Origin of the sequence: Flammeovirga kamogawensis (assembly GCF_018736065.1) — a bacterium.
GTDB lineage: Bacteria > Bacteroidota > Bacteroidia > Cytophagales > Flammeovirgaceae > Flammeovirga > Flammeovirga kamogawensis.
On record NZ_CP076129.1, the window covers coordinates 878,192 to 899,304 of the forward strand.

12 protein-coding genes are annotated in these 21,113 nt (G+C 30.8%); 6 read left to right on the forward strand and 6 right to left on the reverse strand.

Features of this window, described 5'->3' with window-relative positions:
* Nucleotide 1 precedes the first annotated feature (1 nt).
* The 4 genes from KM029_RS22010 to KM029_RS22025 form a co-directional block, all read right to left on the reverse strand.
* Nucleotides 2–649, reverse strand: a complete 648-nt coding sequence (locus tag KM029_RS22010) for a hypothetical protein (RefSeq protein WP_144075964.1) — start codon at nt 647–649, stop codon at nt 2–4.
* 12 nt (nt 650–661) lie between these two features.
* The gene (locus KM029_RS22015; RefSeq protein ID WP_144075965.1) at nt 662–2,017 is read right to left on the reverse strand and encodes a glycosyltransferase; all 1,356 of its coding nucleotides are present in this window, start codon (nt 2,015–2,017) and stop codon (nt 662–664) included.
* Between the two features lie 2 nt (nt 2,018–2,019).
* Entirely contained in the window at nt 2,020–3,807 is a 1,788-nt protein-coding gene (locus KM029_RS22020; protein WP_144075966.1) for a lanthionine synthetase LanC family protein, read from the reverse strand.
* Between the two features lie 363 nt (nt 3,808–4,170).
* Entirely contained in the window at nt 4,171–7,578 is a 3,408-nt protein-coding gene (locus KM029_RS22025; RefSeq protein ID WP_144075967.1) for an Ig-like domain-containing protein, read from the reverse strand.
* 353 nt (nt 7,579–7,931) lie between these two features.
* Here KM029_RS22025 and KM029_RS22030 point away from each other — a divergent pair, with 353 nt between their 5' ends.
* The 6 genes from KM029_RS22030 to KM029_RS22055 all read left to right on the forward strand — a co-directional run bounded on the left by KM029_RS22030 (nt 7,932) and on the right by KM029_RS22055 (nt 19,036).
* Nucleotides 7,932–9,464 carry an arylsulfatase gene (locus KM029_RS22030; RefSeq protein ID WP_144075968.1) on the forward strand — a complete coding sequence of 511 codons (1,533 nt, stop codon included), beginning with the start codon at nt 7,932–7,934 and terminating at the stop codon, nt 9,462–9,464.
* A gap of 60 nt (nt 9,465–9,524) precedes the next feature.
* Nucleotides 9,525–10,280, forward strand: a complete 756-nt coding sequence (locus tag KM029_RS22035) for a CPBP family intramembrane glutamic endopeptidase (RefSeq protein ID WP_144075969.1) — start codon at nt 9,525–9,527, stop codon at nt 10,278–10,280.
* A gap of 440 nt (nt 10,281–10,720) precedes the next feature.
* Nucleotides 10,721–13,588, forward strand: coding sequence for a leucine-rich repeat protein (locus KM029_RS22040; protein WP_144075970.1), 2,868 nt, complete (start codon nt 10,721–10,723; stop codon nt 13,586–13,588).
* A 288-nt stretch (nt 13,589–13,876) separates the two neighbouring features.
* Nucleotides 13,877–16,495: a GH116 family glycosyl-hydrolase gene (locus KM029_RS22045; RefSeq protein WP_144075971.1), complete on the forward strand. Its 2,619-nt coding sequence runs from the start codon at nt 13,877–13,879 to the stop codon at nt 16,493–16,495.
* A gap of 70 nt (nt 16,496–16,565) precedes the next feature.
* On the forward strand, nt 16,566–18,038 hold the full coding sequence (locus tag KM029_RS22050; RefSeq protein WP_144075972.1) for a sulfatase family protein: 1,473 nt from the start codon (nt 16,566–16,568) through the stop codon (nt 18,036–18,038).
* A 371-nt stretch (nt 18,039–18,409) separates the two neighbouring features.
* A complete protein-coding gene (locus tag KM029_RS22055) occupies nt 18,410–19,036 on the forward strand; it encodes a hypothetical protein (protein ID WP_144075973.1) in 627 nt (208 codons plus the stop codon).
* A 256-nt stretch (nt 19,037–19,292) separates the two neighbouring features.
* Here KM029_RS22055 and KM029_RS22060 read toward each other — a convergent pair whose 3' ends face one another.
* Both KM029_RS22060 and rimK read right to left on the reverse strand, forming a co-directional pair.
* Nucleotides 19,293–20,243, reverse strand: coding sequence for a succinylglutamate desuccinylase/aspartoacylase family protein (locus KM029_RS22060; RefSeq protein ID WP_144075974.1), 951 nt, complete (start codon nt 20,241–20,243; stop codon nt 19,293–19,295).
* Nucleotides 20,236–21,108 (reverse strand): 30S ribosomal protein S6--L-glutamate ligase, encoded by an 873-nt coding sequence (rimK, locus tag KM029_RS22065; protein WP_144075975.1) that lies wholly within the window; start codon nt 21,106–21,108, stop codon nt 20,236–20,238. Before rimK ends, KM029_RS22060 begins: the two co-directional genes overlap by 8 nt.
* Nucleotides 21,109–21,113: the final 5 nt, after the last annotated feature.

A 21,113-nucleotide genomic window follows, 5' to 3' on the forward strand; every position in this document is an offset into this window, starting at 1 on the left:
ATTAACTATATTGGATCGATAAAAAAGTAATAAAAATAGCCCAAGTTAAAAGTCCACTGCCGTAACCATATAATACAATTTTATAAGCATTTTGATCTTCTTCCACCAAAAATTTTTTCGTGAAAAATGTCAAGGAAATAATAAAAAACAACTCAAACAGATTAACTAAATTTAGAGGGTAATTTACCCATTGCATCAGTTCTTCATGATCCAAATAATACCATAATGTCCATGGTGTAAATGATACCATATCGGTAATAGTTGTAACATTTGTAATCGTTGAAAACCAAAACAATTGAAAAAAACTGGGAATTAGAAAGATATATTCAGCAATTATCACCACTCCCATTGTTTTACTAAAAGAGAGTGAAATATCAAATAAAATTGCTCCAATTATTAAGGCTAAAGTGATCAGTATAACTTTAATACCCAATATTATTGGTACTAATACATATGCAAACCACCAATACTCTAAATTCCATTCCAATAGTCCGTCAATTTGTTCAATTGTCAATTGTTCTCCATAAGTGGAATACCAAACATCTTCTGTGAAAAGAAACTCACTAGATATAAATTGAATGAGCCAAGACAGAAAAACGAGTAGTATAAAGGAAGTAAGTTTGTTCGATTTTAAGATTGAATTTATCATTGTTTTATTAATTCAATTTGATGGTATTAGCTTAGAAATTAAATCACCTACAGATGTATATTTATTACTTTTACTAATATTCTTATTAAGGTTTTTCAAACTCAGTAAGAATGATTTATCACTGAGTAAAAAGTTAACTTTATTAATTATTTTTCTCTCACTATCTGAATATGTACCTCTCATTCCTAATCCATGAAAAACTACTCTAGATGCATTTCCCACTTGATCTAATTCTTTACTCCCTGGGTAGATAAGCATTGGTGTTTTCGTTAAAATACATTCATTTATAGAATTCACACCACCATGACCTATCATAAGATCGATTCCCTTTTCTAATAAGTCTACCTGTGGTACACGTCTAAAAAAATAAATTGATTCGTTATCTATCATTTCCCTTAATTTTAATCTTTGATTTTCATCTTCAACACAAACTAAAAAAGTTACTTCCTTTATTTTTTTAAAAGCTTGAGTGAGTTTCTCTAAAAACTGCTCATGCCCATAATATCTCCATGCCATCGTACCAAAAGAACAAAAGACAAGTTTATTATTTGTTTTACAATGCATTTCTATCACCCTATCAAACATATAATCATAAATGAGATTTTTTCTTTTCATTAATTGATTTGGAGCAACATAGAAGTGGTTTTCTTTTTTCTCATGAGGAAAATCAAATTCTAAAAAGGTAGTATTAATCTCTGGTACTGTATGATATCCAAGAAATTTATAGCGTTTCTTGTCTAAAATACTTTTATCTAGAGAACTTCTATCTATATATTCCTTAATTGATTTCTCAAAAGAAGTCATTAATAAATTCATTCTTTTCTGTCTTATATTATGTAAGATCCAGCTACAACTAACCTTTACATTCGACCATTTATTATTAATTTTTGGAACTATAGAAGAAGATAAAGGTGGTTTATTCTTTGTTCTAATAGTAGAAACTGTAGTCTCCACTAAAGCTACTGGCATATTTTTTTCCAATAATGGTAATATATTGGCTTTATAAACAGAGTCTACTAAATAAAGGTTTGGATTTAAATCTTCAATTATTTTTGAAAAAAAATCTTTACTTAGTATTTCCTTGCCAACCTTTTTCATTGATTCACGCTCAATAGACAAAGTAGATAACAACTTTAGGTAATATCTATATTTATTTTTTTCAGCTTTTCGATTCACTGGTTTTTCTATAATATCATCCTTTTGATCTATTTCATAAAACTCAAAACCATTTTCAATAATTAAATTTTTAATATGTTCAGTTCCTATATAAATCAATTTATGCCCCATCTTTTGTAATTCTTCAGCGAATTTGAATGTTGCATTATGATGACTTTCTTGAGGAAAAATTCTTAGTGCAATAGTTAACATAATTAGTTTATTTTTTCAATAAATCCATTCATGAAAAGTTCTTGAATTCTATTCTCAAGAGATTCTTTGTTCATTTTGTGAATAGAATTATTAGATTGTAACATCACCTCCAATAATTTTTGGTAACTTATTGAATTATTTCTTAATTCATTAAACACGACAAAATCTATTGATGACACTTCTATTCTTAAAATACCATCTTCTGGATGAAGAAAAAGTATAAAAAATCTATTTTTTATAATGTCAAAAAAAGTAAACATATTACTTCTATTTTTTAGTATCTCATCATATTTTAATATATGATTTTGTTTACAATTTTTAATCTGTTTTGCTTTTTCATAAAGCCAATTCCCTATCCTGGATCTCAACTTAAACTTTATTTTCTCCTCAATTAAACTAGATTGCAAAAATTGATTATCAATAAACTCTTGTTTAAAAAAAACATTAAATAAATCATAAAACAATTCTGTTTTTGGCTTATTTATTTTAAAATTTAACGAAAAGTAATTTAACTGAAACTTTAAAATTACATCCCAAACATCAAGATCCAGAAATTCTTTTTGCTCTTTTCTTTTACATACGAAAGGTGTAAGTACTGATGACATATTTTTTTCTTTTAACTTTAAAAGAAGATACCCCTTACCTACCTTACCTTTTAAAAAAGATAAATCAGAAATATGTTCATTTAGATAATGACTTGATTCTTTATCTGATTTCAATATAGCCTTAATTATCAATTCTAGATTATAATTAACATTCAACTCCCCAATACCGTGTAACGATAATATAAGTCCGCCTGTTTTATTTAATTCAATTTGTGGAAATCTATTTTTTTCTTGTATCAGATCGTTTACTAAAGCATTAAGTGTCTCAATAACTAATTTATATTCCTTACTATCCTTACTTCTAGAAAGTAAAAAACCAATATCTCCTGTATCCCAAAAAGGAGAATTAATTCCTTTCTTAAAAGAAAATTCATTTTTAGGTTTAAATAGTTTATCTGTTTTGTATATGTTACCGAAGTAATAATCAAAATTCAATGTATTAATCCAACCTCTTTCTTCTGGAGCAAAATATGTATTTTCAAATGTAAAAGCTTCACTAATTATCTTTTTGTATAATTTATCTTCAATCACAAATTGCTTTTGAACTTCTAATAAAGTAAATACAATGCCTGAATTCCCTTTTAAAAAACCCATAACGGGAGCATAAGAATTAACATCCTCATCCCAAAAAACACCTTTTTTAGTAAATCTTGCCTTTCCTATAATTACATTTAGACATTCAAATATTTCTTGTTTAAGATATTCTGACGTGTCGATATCATATAAATGTAATAAAGACAGTAGGTACCCTGCTAAACCTTCCTCTAAATTTACCTTTTTACAATCAAATTTATTAGTTTTCTTATATGTCAATTTACAAGCTTCATCAAGATATTGCTGTTCTGATAAAAGTTTGAAAGCTTCTAATAAAACATATATTAATCCTCCTATACCATTATAAAAACCTATCTTACAATCTTTCTTTTTATAATGGTGAATACACTCCTTTAACCCTTTATCAATTAATTCTTTAACTTCTTTTTTATCAATCGAATGTTTGTAATATGTAATCAGGAAAAGGATAATTCCTAAATTACCATTTAAGATTCCGAAGAGTGACTTTCTATCAAAAATATTTTTAGCATAACACCTATAAATTGTTTCCCAATGAATAGATTGTTTATTCTTATTTATTTTCGATTCATGAAGAATAATTCTGAATAGTTGTTCAGTAAAATTACACATGTTTATAGTTTTTAGTTCTTTGTTATAGCTTCATAAATTTAAAGTAAAATTAATATAATCTACAAGTCGTAACACTTTAATAATCATCACTTAAAAAAAAATGATAGAACATAGAAAAACATCTCGTATAAAATGTTATTAGAACTAACAACATCATTTAAAAAAAATATTTTAACAAAAAAAAACAACTATTTATTACCCTTGTTATCACTAAACTATCTTAGATATCACCTAAGAAATATAATTGAAAAGTTATAGAATGAAAATAATTTTAAAGACAATACTTTTTCAAATAAAAAACACCCAACAACCCACAAATTTCTTCATGGTTTATTGGGTGGTTTTATCACTATAAATTGAGAATTATCTCACTAATAATTTAGTTGATGTATTGTTTCCAAACTCATCTGAAATCACAACAACATACAAACCGGCTGTTAAAACATTCACATCTACGTTTGTTTGTGATGTAAATGATTTACTCAACTCCATCTGTCCCATCAAATTATAAATTTGAACAGTTGACACTCCTGCTGATTGAGTAGAAATTGTAACTTGATCAGTTGCTGGGTTAGGATATACACTAACCGTAAATACTTCTTCCATTTCTGAAATTGAAGCTACTCTTGCCCCACTTCCAGAAATTTCTGTTACGGTAATATCATCTAAATAAGCATTCCCCGTAGAGTTTTGAGGTCTCCAAAATCCAAATTTTGTATTTTCTACATCGTCAGTTGTAAATGTAAAAGTATGCTTTGTGTTTACAGTTGCAACAATAGATTTTGATGCATATACATTTCCTCCATCGGCATTTGATAGAGAGAAACTTACTGGAACAGTATTATCTTCTACATATGCATAGAAACTGATTTCGTAGGTTGTAGAAGCTTTCGTTTTAAAGATTTGATTTGCCCCTGCATTTCCACTTATTGTTAATGCAGAAGAGCCATTATTCTGTGTTGTTGAAATATTTTGACTTCCCCAAGTAGTCCAACCAATTGTTGATTTTTCAAAATCGTTATTTACAACATAGGCCGTTTCTTCTAACTTAATTTCATCTGCAAAGGCATTACCAACACCATTCGCGGGGCGCCAGAAAAATACTTTTACAGAATCTGTACTTGCACTTGTTGTAAACATAAACTGATGTAAAGTATACTCGGTATCATAAATTTGAACATTACCGATACCCTTGTCTTTCTCATCGTTTATACCTAATACAACTCTATCATTTTCTGGATCTATAACTTTTGCAAAACCAGATAACGTATAAGTGGTATTAGGTTTTACTTTTACCCATTGTCTTATAGATGATGGACCAGTTAACTTAGCAGCAAGATTACCATGGTGCGAAGTGCTTCCTGTATTAGCATCTGCCCATTTTCCCCAGTTTGTTAAACCGTTTTCGAAATCACCATTTAATACTTCTGTAATAACATCTGTACCAACCGCAATGGTTACACTTGCAGTAAGTCCTTTATCTTCTGTTGTTACTTGAATTGATGTTGAACCATTTGCAATTGCTGTTACTAAACCATTGGCATCTACTGTTGCTATTGCAGTATTAGCACTAGACCATGTTACATTTTTATTTGAAGCATTATTTGGTAAAATTACAGCTTGTAATTGCTGTGTTGCTCCCTCTAATAATTGTACTGTATTCTGTGGAGAAGTTGATACACTTTCTACTCTAATTACAGATGGATCAATCTCGCTATTGTAATTGTTATCCGCACCAACATTCGGAAGGTAAGTTGAGATATCAACTGCATTACCGTAGATATCATGAGAAGCGACTAACGTAATATCTTTAAAAATACCTTGCCCTGCCATTGGAAAAGTAGGCTCTGGAAATGTTTTACCTGCATCTACAACCACACTTCCTTCATAAATTTGATAACCTTCAATATTTTTTGCTCCTGCATTTACAAAACTTGGATTACCACTTAAAGCTGAGTTATCTAAATTGGTGAACGCTGAATTAATGTTTCCTCTAAAAAGATTGTTATCTACAATAAACTCACCATTATTCTGAATATCAATTTCTACTTTCTCTCCCATAACACCACTACCAGTTTGCACAAATATGTTGTTATAGATATAAGTATCCTCGCTAAATATAGAGAAATCTGGTGCGTTATTAGCATCTAAATAGACAGTGTTGTTGTACACATAAACATCATTAGATGGTACAGGTGTGTTGTCTGTTCCTACATATCCTGAAGTCCAAATAGTACTACCATGATTTGTTCTAAAGCCATCGTTCACACTCACATTATAACGGTAAGCAACATTATGGTTATCACCTAAAACTTCTACAAAACCACCTTCACTATCTTCACTATAATTGTATTGATAGATAATGTTTCGGTTACCAAAATCAATGTGCATTCCATAAGAATCACCAGACCCTCTTACACTGTATGAACGGTTGTATTGACCAATTACATTCACACATTTAAACACCCACATACCACTTCCTCTACCTGCTAAACGAGGTTCAGAAGCCATACTATGGCCTGAGCGATCAAACTCGTTATTATCAACCAATGCATTGTACATTTTAGATAGAATTACACCAGATCCACCTGTTTTAGTAAATGTATTATTGCGAATAATAAAATCCATATTTCTATTGATCGTATCATTTCCAACCTCTTCAGAACCTTTATGTATTGCCCATACACCTGCTTTTCCAAGGTGGGTAAAATAACAATCTTCAACAAGTACATTCTTGATAGAAACCTCTAGATTTGGCTCATTTGCTTCTGATTCAAAACGAAGACCTGTTACACTTAAATCATTAAATTCTTCGGGTACACCTACACCAAAAATATCAGAAAATTTTAAATCTCTAAACTCTAGGTTAGACGATACTCCACCCCATTTGTTAGCCGTTACACGAATACCATAACTATTTGATTCGCCATATGTAAAACGATCATTGTTTTGTCTGTCATTCTTAATCCAAAGTTTAGAAACTACTACATGAGATACATTCAATAGCTTCATTGCTTCAAAATAATCTCCTCCTGCAATTGCTCCAGAACCAGTAATAATTGGCAATTCACCTACACCATAACTACTTATATGAATAGGGCGATCTGCAGTACCAGAACATTTCACCAAGAAGTTTCCTTCAAAAGTGTCGCCAGCTCTAAAAAGTAATTGAGAACCTGGAGATAAAAGACCTCCACTAGTTTCTTTTTCTGCCACAGCAGATGCTTTTGCAATTGTTTTCCATGGAGAAGCAAGGCTACCATCGTTCGCATCATCGTCTCCATCTGCACTAAAGTAGAAGATATTATAATGTTCTGTAACTGTAAATTTATCAATTGATAAATCAGAATCATTAGTAGTAATAGCAATTGTATTTGTTCCCTCTACTAAGTTTACATCTATAAGACTCACTTTTGCATAATCTTCATAAGCAAAGTTAGACGGATGGATCGTTTCTTGAGAGGCAGCTCCTCCGTTTACTATTACATTTACACTTTGTGTTATACCACCATTAAAAGCATACAGATGTAGTTTATATAAACCTGCTTCAACCACATCTGTTACAGTAAATTCGATAGTACCTTCGTTATCAACAGTATTTTTAATTTTCACAAAAGAACCACCAGAGGCAAATTCTTTTTCAACAGTTGCAAATTCTCCTGTTAACGTTTCATTTTCTGCTTCGATAACCTCTCCATTAAACGTAGCACCATAAAGGGCATTCGTAAAGAATAGTAGGAGTGTAATAATTTTCAAGTAATTTCTTTTCATAGCATTTCTTCTTTTTACAGTTTAAAATACACTCTTGATAAGTAGTTCATAAAGTAGTTTTAGATTATCTGCTTTAAGATTCAAGAGTAGTAAAAAAGTGTTCTTCGTTAAATAATAACTTCAGAACTGTTAGTTAACTGATCACAATGTAGAAGGTGAATCAAAAAATTATGAGCACAATCACTGAAATTAAATATCACTTTCTTTACAAAAAATAGCGTATTTTATACACTAATAATTATTAATCTTATTCTGCTAATCACTTTTAGAAAAGGGTATTAAATTCATTTATAGCTCTAAAAACATCATTTTAAATAGCTAAAATGCAAACAAGCAAATTGAATTGTAGTATCATGAAAAAAATTAAGTCCTTCATTTTTATGTTCATTTTGATGATTAATCCTGTCAAAGCTCAAAATCCAAATATTATTATTATTTATGCCGATGACTTAGGAATTGGAATGCTAGGCCACGAAGGACAAAAGATTATTACAACTCCCAATATAGATCAACTTGCTACAGATGGTTTACGTTTTGAACAGGCGTATTCTAATATGCTCTGTGCACCAGCAAGAGCTTCGTTAATTACAGGATTGCATGATTGTCATAAAGATGAATTTAAAATAACTAAAGGTACTGCATATATCAATGCCAATAATTCTAATTTGGCAGCTATTGAAAATTCCTTGCAAGAGAAACTAGGTGAAGAAAATCCAGAAGAGGTTTTTATTGGTAAAATTGCTCAAGAAATGGGATATAAAACTGCTCAAATTGGGAAATTAGAATGGGGATTCTCTACAACCAATAAGCAAATGAAATTACACGGTTGGGACTATTACTTAGGCTACCTAGATCATGTAAGAGCACATGGTTTTTATCCTCCTTTTCTTTTTGAAAATGGTGATATAGTAGAAATTGAAGGAAACACACTTTTAAATTGTGGTAAATCTAATGAACCAGAAACGGAAGAACATTATAAAGAACGTTGGAATATGAAAGGGAAAAGTGTTTATTCTCAAAACTATTTTATGGACAAAGTTCTTGGTTTTATAGATGATCATACTGATACTCCTTTCTTGCTATATTTCCCTACGCAATTACCACACGGACCTGTTGCTATCCCTAAAGTGCACCCTGATTTTGTAAATGATGACCGTCTAACTCAAATAGAAAAAGAATATGCTTCTATGGTAAAATTATTGGATGATAATGTCGGACAAATCATGAAAAAATTAGAAGAGACAGGTTTAGAAGAGAATACCATTGTAATTTTTACGGCAGACAATGGGCACGAAATCTATTATAGTAAAAAAGGAAGAGTTGAAAAACCGTACACCAATAAAGTAACCAAAGAACAATTTGATGATTACAACAGAAAATATTACAGTACTTTAAGTGGTGATGTTTTTGATGGAAATGGTGGTAGAGCAGGTTTAAAAAGAAGTAATTTAGAAGGTGGTATTCATGTTCCGTTAATTATAAAATGGCCAAATAAAATTTCTAAAGGCAGTATATCCAAACGTCTTACAGCCAATTACGATATTCTACCAACAATAGCAGAATTTACGGGATATTGTAAACAATTTACTACCGATGGCATTTCTTTTTATGATGCTCTATTAGGTGAAAAAGGAAAAGAAAATCACGATTTTATTGTCTATTCATCGTTTACAGGACCTACGCTAATCACAAATGAAGGATGGAAGCTAAGAACTCATCTTCAAAAAAAGGCATTTGAACTCTATTATTTACCCAATGATTTTGGAGAAAAAAAGAACCTCGCAAACAAGTACCCGAAAAGGTTAAAAGCCTTAAAAGAAAAATTATTGATTGCCTGTGAGGGTAATTTTGAAAATGGACTATTTAAGTACGGAGCACAGCTTTAAATTTTGTTATTCAATTAAAAAATCATCAAATTTAAAGATATTTTAAACTAACTGTTACTCATGCTTACTAAAAACGCTAAACCATTGAGACCATTTTTATGTCGTAAACTAGAACTAAATTGGAAGTTTAGTATATCGATACTTCTGTTAATTTGTATCCCTAGATTTTACTTGGTTTTAAAAGCCAATGTAACGCAAAATTATTCTTCAATTGGTCTAATAATGTTACTTTCTGGTTTAATTCCCTTTGTTTTCTTGAATAAAAGTGGACTAAAAGAAATTGGAGTATGTGCTCCTAATAAATACTACAAGTTATTTTTTTGCCTTTTAATAGGAATCTTATTTAGTTATATACTTTATCTTATCGGTATTAATTTATTTGGAGTTACTTATGAAAATTGGTATGTGTATATTCGAGAATCTTACAATATACCTAGCGTTATTTCTGATGATGATAAAATGACACTTTTCATCATAATGTCAATAACAGGAATGATATTTAGTCCTTTAGGAGAAGAATTATTTTTTCGAGGGCTCGTGCATACCGGACTATCGAATTCTTTAGGAGATCGATTAGCAACTGTAATTGATAGTTTATCTTTTGCTTTAGTTCATGTCTCTCATTTTGGTATTTTATATATTAATGATAGTTGGAAATTTTATCCAATACCAACTGTAATATGGATAATTAGTATGTTTCTAGTTAGTCTACTATTTATCAAAATGAAAAATTGGACACATTCTATTTGGGGTGCTATCGTATGTCATGCTGGATTTAATTTAGGAATGATATATGTTATTTTCTTCTTAATTTAAATTACATTTCTTTTCTAAAAAAATCACTTAATCTGCTAAAAACAATGAAAAAACTAGTAGGATTCTATCACTCAAATAAAAAATTAGTCCATTCACTATTTCTTGTAGGAGTGGTTATTGGTTCAGTAGCAATGGGGTATTTATTATACATCAATAAAGTATAACTATATTTTTGAATTACATTATAATTATCTCCTGTTATTTCAAGTGTAAGAGTAAGTGTATATTTAAAAAAATATAACTGATCTATATTTATAAACAAGGGCTTAACTCACATATTATAGAGATTTACAACATACAATAATTACAAATTAATTCTCAGTAGATTTTGTGTTACTAATTCTTTTTACACCTATTTATTCGTTGAATATATTTTTATAACTTGCATTAAACTTAGTGGATTTACTTATACAAACAATAAAATATTATTTAAAGCAACAATGAGACTACTACTAATAACATTGATAATATTATCAACGTCTTTAACCAATTACGCACAAATCAATCATGCCCTTACGGAATCGGATGTGACAATTGTGAATGGGGAAATAAAAGAATACCACAGTGCGTATACTCATATTATCATACCACCTATTTTAGATGGGCAAGAAGTGACTTCAATTGGTGAGAGAGCCTTTAGTAATAAAACTTTATTAGGTGTAATTCTACCTAATACTTTAAAAAATATTGGTGATTTTGCATTCACTTCGAATGCATTAATACAAATTGAATTACCAATGTCATTGAAAAGTATTGGAAGAGGAGCCTTTCAATTTAATTCTATTGAAAGTGTCGAATTTCCAGCATCATTAACTGAAATAGGTAGTGGTGCTTTTCAGTTAAATCAAATACGAAATGTTGTATTACCTGATTCATTACTACATATTCATAATGCCGTTTTTTCATTAAACCGATTGGAAAGTATCGAATTACCTGAATCATTATTAAGTATTGGTAATTTTGCTTTTTCAGATAATTTATTGACGAATATTGAATTACCCGAATCCTTATTAAGGATTGGTTATTCTGCTTTTTCAAATAACTTAATAACTAGTATTACATTGCCAAATTCACTTTCATATATTAGTGATAGAATGTTTTATCAAAATAAATTAGAAAGCGTAGTACTTCCAGATTCATTGATATATATAGGTCATGAAGCTTTTGTGAATAATGAACTAAATAGTATTGTGTTACCAGAGACTTTAATTGGTATTGGACGAGATGCATTTTATAATAATAATTTAAGTGAAATAGAATTACCAAATTCAATCACCGATATTGGTTTATATGCATTCTCAGGAAATCAAATTTCTAATTTAACTCTTCCTGAAATAGTTAATGATGGAGAGTGGAATGTTGAAGTCATAAATAATGAAGTGACAGTAAATGGGGAGTATTATTATATTCCTAATGAAATTATGACTTTATCTTCTGATGATATATTAATTGAAAATGGAACTATTAAGGCTTATTTCGGGTCAGATCAAGCAATAGAAATTCCTTCAATCATTAATAGTCAAACTGTAACTTCTATTGCAGATAGTGTATTTCAAAATAAATTATTAAAGAAGTTAATTTTACCAAATTCACTGAAGAGCATTGGAGAGTTCACATTTCATGACAATAAATTAACAGAAATTCAGTTTCCTGAATCAATCACAAATATAGGTTCTGGTGCATTTTCTAATAATAAATTAATGGAAATTGAACTGCCAACATCAATAACAACGATAAATACCCATTCATTTTCAGCAAATAAATTAACAACTATTATTTTACCAAACTCCATTACAAGTATAGATCATTTTGCTTTTTCCAATAATCGATTAACTGATATTAAACTATCTGAATCTATTATAAGTATTGCAAACTATGCCTTTTTTGATAATGATTTAGTTAATATTGATCTTCCTCCATTATTAAAAACAATTGGAGCATCTGCTTTTCAATATAACAAATTAATTGCTATTGAGTTTACTGAATCTATTACAAGTATTGGTCGATATGCATTTGCTAATAATGCACTAAATAGCGTTGAATTACCAAATTCACTTACAGAAATTGGACTAAATGCCTTTAATATTAATAATTTTCAAACCTTTATTCTTCCAAAACCTACATTTGAAGGAAATTGGAATGAAGGTAAATCTAATGAAGAGGTACCTGTTAAAGGATATTATTTTTATGGTATAGAAGATCAGACTCCTAAAAATGATTATTCTGTTGAAAATGGTAAAATTATAGCGTATAATGGTAAAGAGACTTCTATTGAAATACCCCAATATATTGATGGCGTAAAGATAATTGCAATTGGCAAATCTGCATTTAAAAATAAAGAATTAACAAATGTAGTATTACCTGATAGTCTTGTAAGTATTGATAAAGAAGCATTTTCAGGCAATCAATTAACATCAATATCTATACCTTCATCTGTTGTATATATCGGAGAGAATGCTTTTTCAGATAATCAGTTTGAGCGTTTATTATTGCCGTCTTATATTTCTCGTAATATTTATGAAGTTGTTAATGGATGGGTATCTAATACAGGTGAAAAATATGGTAGAGAAGAGGAAGTAGTTGATTTAACAAAAGGTTATCGATTAGATTTTTCATTCACGGGACATTTAATTACACTTTTATATGAAGATGGAAAAACAGATTTTGGTGTGTTAGGTACTTATTTTCTGTCATTTGAAGGTCAGAAAAGTGCTTCCTTTATTGTAAGAAAAGGTTCAAATATTATTTCTGGATCAACTGAATTTGATGAAGGATTTGAAATTTCACCTATATTTTATGAATTAAAAGAAGTCCAAGAAAACCACGTTTTAAGGTTTAAGAAGGTTTTATATAACTATACAATAAACTATCATAATGCCGAAGGTTATGAAGGCGTTGTAAGTTATACGATAGAAAGTGAATTAATAGAATTACCATCATTGGAACGCGAAGGGTATACGTTTGAAGGTTGGTATTCCGATGCATTATTTACAACATCAATTGATGAAATTCCCACAGGATCTTCTGGGGATCTAGATTTGTATGCTAAGTGGTCATTAAATGAAATTACTAATGTACCAACATATGAAACTTCAGTATCTATCTACCCAAACCCAACATCTTCTTATTTTAGAGTGGAATCTGAACAAAAGATTATCGAAATCAACATTATAGATACAAGAGGTATACTTCAAAAAATGTTTAAGGCACAAAAGAAATACAGTGTAAATAAATTATCCCCTGGTGTTTATATCGTTTCAATTACAGTATCAGGTGGCGTAATCAATAAAAAATTGATTATCGAATAATACAATTATTGTTCAGTTAGTGTTATTAATTGAAATAGGAGTTATACTTTTTACTAATTCATAAAAGTATACCTCTTATTTTTTAAAAAAACTTTTCTAGTTAATAAACTCTATGTTAATGTATATACTATGTGGTTAATTTTTTGAATTATTACTGCTACTAATTCTAAACCTAAAAATCCCAATCCACATAAATTTTAAGTAAATAGTACTATCAAAAATGAGGAACTATTATTAATGTTGAATACCTATATCATTCTCTATTTAGGTACATTAAAACATAAAGCGATGAACATTATTTTTTATACTATACTATTCATAATTGCAGTATTTCTCCCTAAAGGAATACAAGCACAAACTCCTCTTTTAAGCGAGCGGATCCCTATTCTAAAAAGTTACGATCAAAACCATTTACACAGGATTGCGCTCCCAATTGGAGGTATTGGAACGGGTACTGTTTCTCTTGGTGGAAATGGAGCTTTAAAAGATTGGGAAATCATGAATGTACCTGCAAAGGGATACAGTACTGTAACTACAGGTAACGACGCTCCGTTCTTTGCCATCTATACAAAAAAGAAAAATACTGCAGCTAATACTAAGGCTTTACTTGGTCCTATTGATTTTGCAGATTACCAACATTACGAGGGACGTTCGGTAAACCATCACGGATTTCCTCGTTTTAGAAATGCTTCTTTCGAAACTTCTTACCCGTTTGGTATTGTAAATCTATCTGATAAAACAATGCCTGTTAAAGTGAAAATTGTAGGATATAATCCTTTAATACCTACTAATTCTGATGCATCGGGTATACCAATTGCAATTCTTAACTACGAAGTTGAAAATACAAGTACAGAAGAAATTGAAGTAGCTATATCTGGTAATATCAGAAACTTTATTGGAAAAGATGGAAGTAATTTTACTTCAGATTGGAAAGGAGATTTTATACCTAAAGGGGAGAAATACAATAAAAATGAATACCGTGAATCTGATCAACTAAAAGGTATTTATATGTATTCTGATTCTGTAGATAAAAACGATGCTGCTTGGGGTACTTTTGCGATTTCTACACCGAATGATCTCAATAGTAAAATTACTTATCGAACTAGTTCAGTTAAAAACGATTGGTATAATAGTACTTTAAACTTCTGGGATGAATTTAGTGAAAATGGTTTATTAGTTGAAAAAGAAAAACAAATTGACCCTGACCCTTTGGCATCTTTAGCTGTTAAAAAAACATTGAAAGTTGGAGAAAAAAAGACATTTACTTTTTACCTTACTTGGAACTTCCCTAACCGTTATGCTTGGTCTACAGAGAAACTGAAAAATTTCTACGCTACACAATATACAGATGCGTGGGATGTAATTACTAAAGAAGTTGATCAGCTGCCTTTACTTACTAATCAAACATTAGATTTTGTAACTGCTTTTGTAAATAGCTCTTACTCTGCACAGGTTAAAGAAGCTGCTTTATTTAATATAAGCACCTTGCGTTCTCAAACTGTTTTTAGAATTGAAGATGGCAAAATGTTTGGCTGGGAAGGAATTATGGATAGAAAAGGCTCTTGCTTTGGTTCTTGTACTCACGTTTGGAATTACGAACAGACTACTCCTTTCTTATTTAATGATTTGGCAATGGGCATGAGAGAAGTTGAATTTGATTATGCTTTATCTGATAACGGACACATGGGATTTAGAACCAAACTCCCATTACAAAAAGGTGCTTCTGGAATTGATTTAGCCGCAGCTGATGGGCAGATGGGTACTATTATGAAATTCTATCGTGAATGGCAATTATCTGGAGACGCTGCCTTTTTAGAAAAATGGTGGCCCAAAGTAAAGCTTGCTCTTTCGTATGCATGGATTGAAAATGGTTGGGATGGAAACCAAGATGGTGTAATGGAAGGTGTGCAGCACAATACTATGGATGTGGAATATTATGGTCCTAACCCTCAAATGCAAATTTGGTATTTAGGTGCACTTAAAGCTGCAGAAAAAATGGCAAATCAAGTAAATGATAAAGCGTTTGCCAAAAAGTGTACACAGCTTTTTGATTATGGTTCTGAATGGACAGATACTCATCTTTTTAATGGTGAATATTATGAGCAGAAAATCCAAATGCCTACTTCTAAAGCAGATATTCCTAAAGGTTTAATTCAAGGATACCGTAGAAACGGGTTAGACTTAGACGATCCTTTTTATCAGTTAGCTTCTGGTTGTTTGGTAGATCAGTTAGTGGGGCAATATATGGCACATATACTCGGTTTAGGGTACTTAGTGAAAGAAAAAAATGTAAAAACAACTTTAGAAAGTATTCTTAAATACAATCAGAAAGAAGATATGTTTGAGCACTTTAATAATATGCGATCGTACACTATGGGCGATGAAAAAGCACTTTTAATGGCAAGTTGGCCTAAAGGTGGTAGACCAAGAGTTCCTTTTCCTTATTGGGCAGAGGTAATGACGGGTTTTGAATATACTGCTGCTATTGGCATGTTGTACGAAGGTATGGAAGCAGAGGGTTTAAGAACCATTAAAAATATCCGTGACCGTTACGATGGTAAAAAAAGAAACCCATTTGATGAAGCCGAATGTGGACATCATTATGCAAGAGCAATGGCATCTTGGGCAGGTATCTTAGCTGAAAGTGATTTCAATTATTCAGGAGTTAATAAATCAATTCAGTTTATTGAAAAAGAAGGAAATTACTTCTGGGCAAATGGTAGTGCTTGGGGCAGTTGTAGTATTGAAAAAGAAGATGAAGAATATACTGTGGAATTAAATGTGAAATATGGGGTACTTAAAGTGAAGTCTATCAAAATAGGTGAACAGATAAAGTATTATAAATCTGTAAAAGAAGTTACAGTTGATGATGAACCTTTAGTATTCAAATTGAAAAACACTCTTTAAAGTAAAATTTCAAACTATCAAGATCAGCCTACAACTTAAGTAGTGGTCTGAACCTGATGAAAAAAGAAATATGAATTATAAAAATGATGATGGAATGAAACACACACACCTCTTTGTATCAATAATAATAGCATTCACGAGTTGTAACAAAACAACTTTCCAATCAGAAGAGTTACCTAAAAAGCCCAATATTGTACTTATTTTCACAGACGACCTTGGCTACAATGATATTGAGCCTTATGGAGCTCCACGCATAAAGACACCCAATTTAAATCAGATGGCAAGTGAAGGAATTAAGTTTACTAACTTTTATGCACAACCACTTTGCGGACCTTCTAGAGCTGCACTTTTAACAGGAAGTTATCCTATACGAATTGGAGAGCCTCAGAATAAAAAGAACTTTCATACCCAACTTCATCCAAAAGAAATTACCATTGCAGAAGTACTAAAACCACAAGGATATACTTCTGCTTGTATTGGGAAATGGCATGCAGGAGAGGGTCCTGGACAAATGCCACTTGAACAAGGTTTTGATAAATTTTATGGGACACCAAAATACAATGGACATACAAAATTAATCAACTCATCAAAATACAGATGTACATTACTTTCTAATACAGATACTGTAATGAAAATAAATACGGTAGAAGAAATGGGCTTATTAACGGGTTTGTACACTCAAGAAGCAACTTCATTTATTAAAAAAAACAAGGACAAACCGTTCTTCTTGTATTTAGCCCATAATATGCCTCATGTTCCTTTAGGAGCTTCTAAAAAATTTAGAGGGAAATCTGAAGATGGTTTCTATGGTGATGTGATTGAAGAATTAGATTGGAGTGTTGGAGAGGTATTAAAAACATTAAAAAAGGAAGGCATTGAAGAAAATACACTCGTAATCTTTACCTCTGATAACGGTCCTTGGATAGAAGATATTATTGGTGATCATGGCGGAAGTGCTTACCCATTAAGAGGCAATAAAACGCAAACTTGGGAAGGTGGCGTTCGTGTTCCATGTATTATGCAATGGAAAGGAAAATTGCATGAAGGAACTACAAATACTGAACTTCTAACTACACTTGACTTCTTCCCTACTTTTTCAAAACTTACTCAAAGTTCGTTTCCAGAAGCACTAACTATTGATGGAATTGACATTTCTAAAGTAATTTTAGAGGAAGAAAAAAGTGAAAGACAATATTTCTATTATTACGCATACACACATTTACATGCTATAAGAGATAAAGAATGGAAGCTGATACTCCCTCGCCCAGCGAAACCAAAATTTATGAAATGGGCTAAAAGAAAAATTGATGCCGTGCACGAAATAAAGCTATTTAACTTATTAATAGATAAAGAAGAGAAAAATAATGTTGCGAATCAGTATCCTGAAAAAGTGAAGGAACTATTAGCTGCTATGGAAGATGCTAGAATTGAACTTGGCGATCAGGATAGAATTGGAAAAGGGGCTCGCTTTTTTGATGAAGCACCAAAAACAGAAAGATTAAAGGAGTATAAAAAGTTTATGGGCGAAGAAAATAATTTGTAATTATTCTCCCTTAATTTGATTATTCTTTGGTGAAAATTAATGTCTTTACTGTGATTAAAAAACCTGTCACAGCGTAGTATACTTTACTCTATACAATAGAATTCAAAATAAGTGAATATATAATGTTGTTTATACATTTAAATAAAACACACCTATTATTTCAATATTTTTAATTGAATATCAGTTTCTTTACAATTTTATTAATTCAAAAACTGCGAAATAGCAGTTAATTTTATGGTATAAAAGATTGTATTTACTTGCTGATCGGCATCTTTAAAGAAAAATACTTCCCCTACATTTGTAACATGATCAACAACAAAAAGATCAATTACAATTTAAACACGCTCTCAATTATTAAAACATATACTACCATGAAAAATTTAATCAAACTAAGTGCTTTCGTACTATTATTCTTTTTTACAATAACATCCTATGCATCTTCAATTTATTATTTACCTTATAATGGCATATCATATTTCTTTAAATCATCTTTAAACGGAAAAGACGTTAGTTTAATATTTAATGATTTAGATGGAGAAGAAATAAACTTTATTATTACGAATAAGCAAGGAGACGTTTTTTACGAAAAGAAAATTATTGGTACAGGACGTATAGTAGAAGATATTAACCTAAAATCTTTACCTGAAGGAAATTTTATATTCAGAATGAGTTTTGAGGATAAAATAATGCAAAGAGAGTTTTTTGTGACTCCATCAAAAACATCCATTATGCTTAATTATTCGCTTACTTCTAATCAAGATAAATTTCGTATTTCTGTAAAAGATGAAGCACTTTTCTTACTTCTTGAAAAGAATGTTAAAGGGTTTGTGAAGATGCGCCTTAAAAAAGAAAATGGCGAAATTCTTTATACAAACAAGTTTTTAGCAGAAGCCAAAAAATTAAAAAAATATGAATTAAATCAGTTGCCAGCTGGTGTTTATGTAGCAGAGCTAGAAATAGGCGGCAAATTATATTCAGACTCATTTTCAATCTTATAATATAATAGTGATAAAATAGTTAGTTAAGAATTCATTTCATTTCATACTTTGGAAGAGGTTATCATACTGTGGTAACCTCTTTTTGTTTTATAGGAATATATAAAACAATACTTAGTTTTTTTGCTTAGGGTACATAACAAGGCAAATAATACAGTTCGTCTTTAAAAGCAGCTCCTTTTTGAGACGTGAAAAAGGTAACCCCTAAACTATAATTTCATTATAATTCGAGAGGTTACCCTATCTATGGATTATTCCATTATTTATTAACACTTACATGAAAAATCGCATCACCTTTATATACATTAGGTGCTGTATTTAAACCAAATATATAACAATCAAAAGGCGCATATATTTTCTTTTCAAATTTACCAAAAGGGTCTGATATTCTACCTAACAGCATTTTCTTTGTTACTTTCTGACCATTCTCAACAGCAGATTCAAATATGCCAGAATAAGAAGCTCTTATCCATTTACTTTTCTCAATTAGAACAGTTTCTGAATTCACCTCTATTTCGCCATCATGCATCTTTAAATACTTCATGACATTTATAGCTCCAGTTACACCACAATCTATTACAGACTTATCCAATTGCAATGATTTACCACCTTCAAATAAAATAATTGTCTTCCCTAATTTATGTACTGTTTCTCTTAATGAATGTGCAATATATTTAGAATGCATTAGGTATGGAGCACCAAAAACCTGTGCTAAACTAAGCTGCTTTTCATTGTTAATATCACATCTAACATTAGGATAGTTGCTTCTATCCGCACCACCTGTATGAAAGTCTAAAACATAATCTACAAATGGGGCAATTTCTTTGGTAAACTTAAACGCAAACTGACTTGCCAAAGAACCTTTACTAGATCCTGGGAACATGCGGTTTAAATCTCTTCCATCAGGAAATTCTCTTGTCAAATTTAAATACCCAAAAACGTTAAAAACAGGAATACAAATTATAGTACCTCTCTTTGGTATATTGTATTTTTTTCTAATAATATCTCTAACAATTGCAACACCGTTCGATTCGTTTCCATGCACACCGCCTAGTAACAATAAAACAGGGCCATCTTCTTTTCCTCGTTCTACAATTACAGGTACTTTCAAACTATTACTCGTATGTAGTTTTGCAACTTCTAACTCAAGTACAGCACCTTTCCCTTTAGGGATTTCCGTTCCTAAAAGAACAAATTTATCTTTAGACATTTCTTTCTAAGTATTTAATAATTTCTTTTGCAATATCAATTTTCGTCGCATTTTCTATTCCCTCTAAACCAGGAGAAGAATTGACTTCTAAAACCAACGGTCCATTTGTAGACTGTAACATATCTACCCCTGCTACACCAAGTCCCATTGCTTTTGTTGCTTTTAATGCCGTAAGTTCTTCTTCATTAGATAACTCAATTAACTCTGCGCTACCTCCTCTATGTAGGTTAGAACGGAATTCACCCTCTTTACCTTGGCGTTTCATTGCTCCAATTACACGTCCGTCTACCACAAAAACACGAATATCTGCCCCTCCAGATTCTTTAATAAATTGCTGGGCAATAACTCTTGCTTTTAGACCATTAAAAGCTTCAATTACAGAACTTGCCGCATTCTTTGTTTCTGCTAACACAACACCTAACCCTTGTGTACCTTCTAAAAGTTTAAGGATTAATGGAGCACCACCTACAGATTCAATCACATGATCTACATCTTTTGCATAGTTAGTAAACACTGTTTTAGGTAACCCCACTCCAGCCTTAGCCAAAATTTGTAAACTTCTTAGTTTATCTCTTGAATCAGTCAATGCCTGAGAACCCACTGCAGAAAAAACATTCATCATCTCGAACTGACGTACCACAGCGGTACCATAGAAAGTTACTGAAGAACCAATTCTTGGAATAATAGCATCTATATTTTCTAAGTATTTACCATTATAAAATACTCTTGGGCTTTTCTTTTCTAATTCTATTGTACACTTTAAATGGTCTACAATGATAGCTTCATGTCCTAACTCTTCTGCTGCTTCTACTAAACGTTTTGTAGAATATAAATTATTGTTTCTAGAGAGAATTGCAATTTTCATTTTAT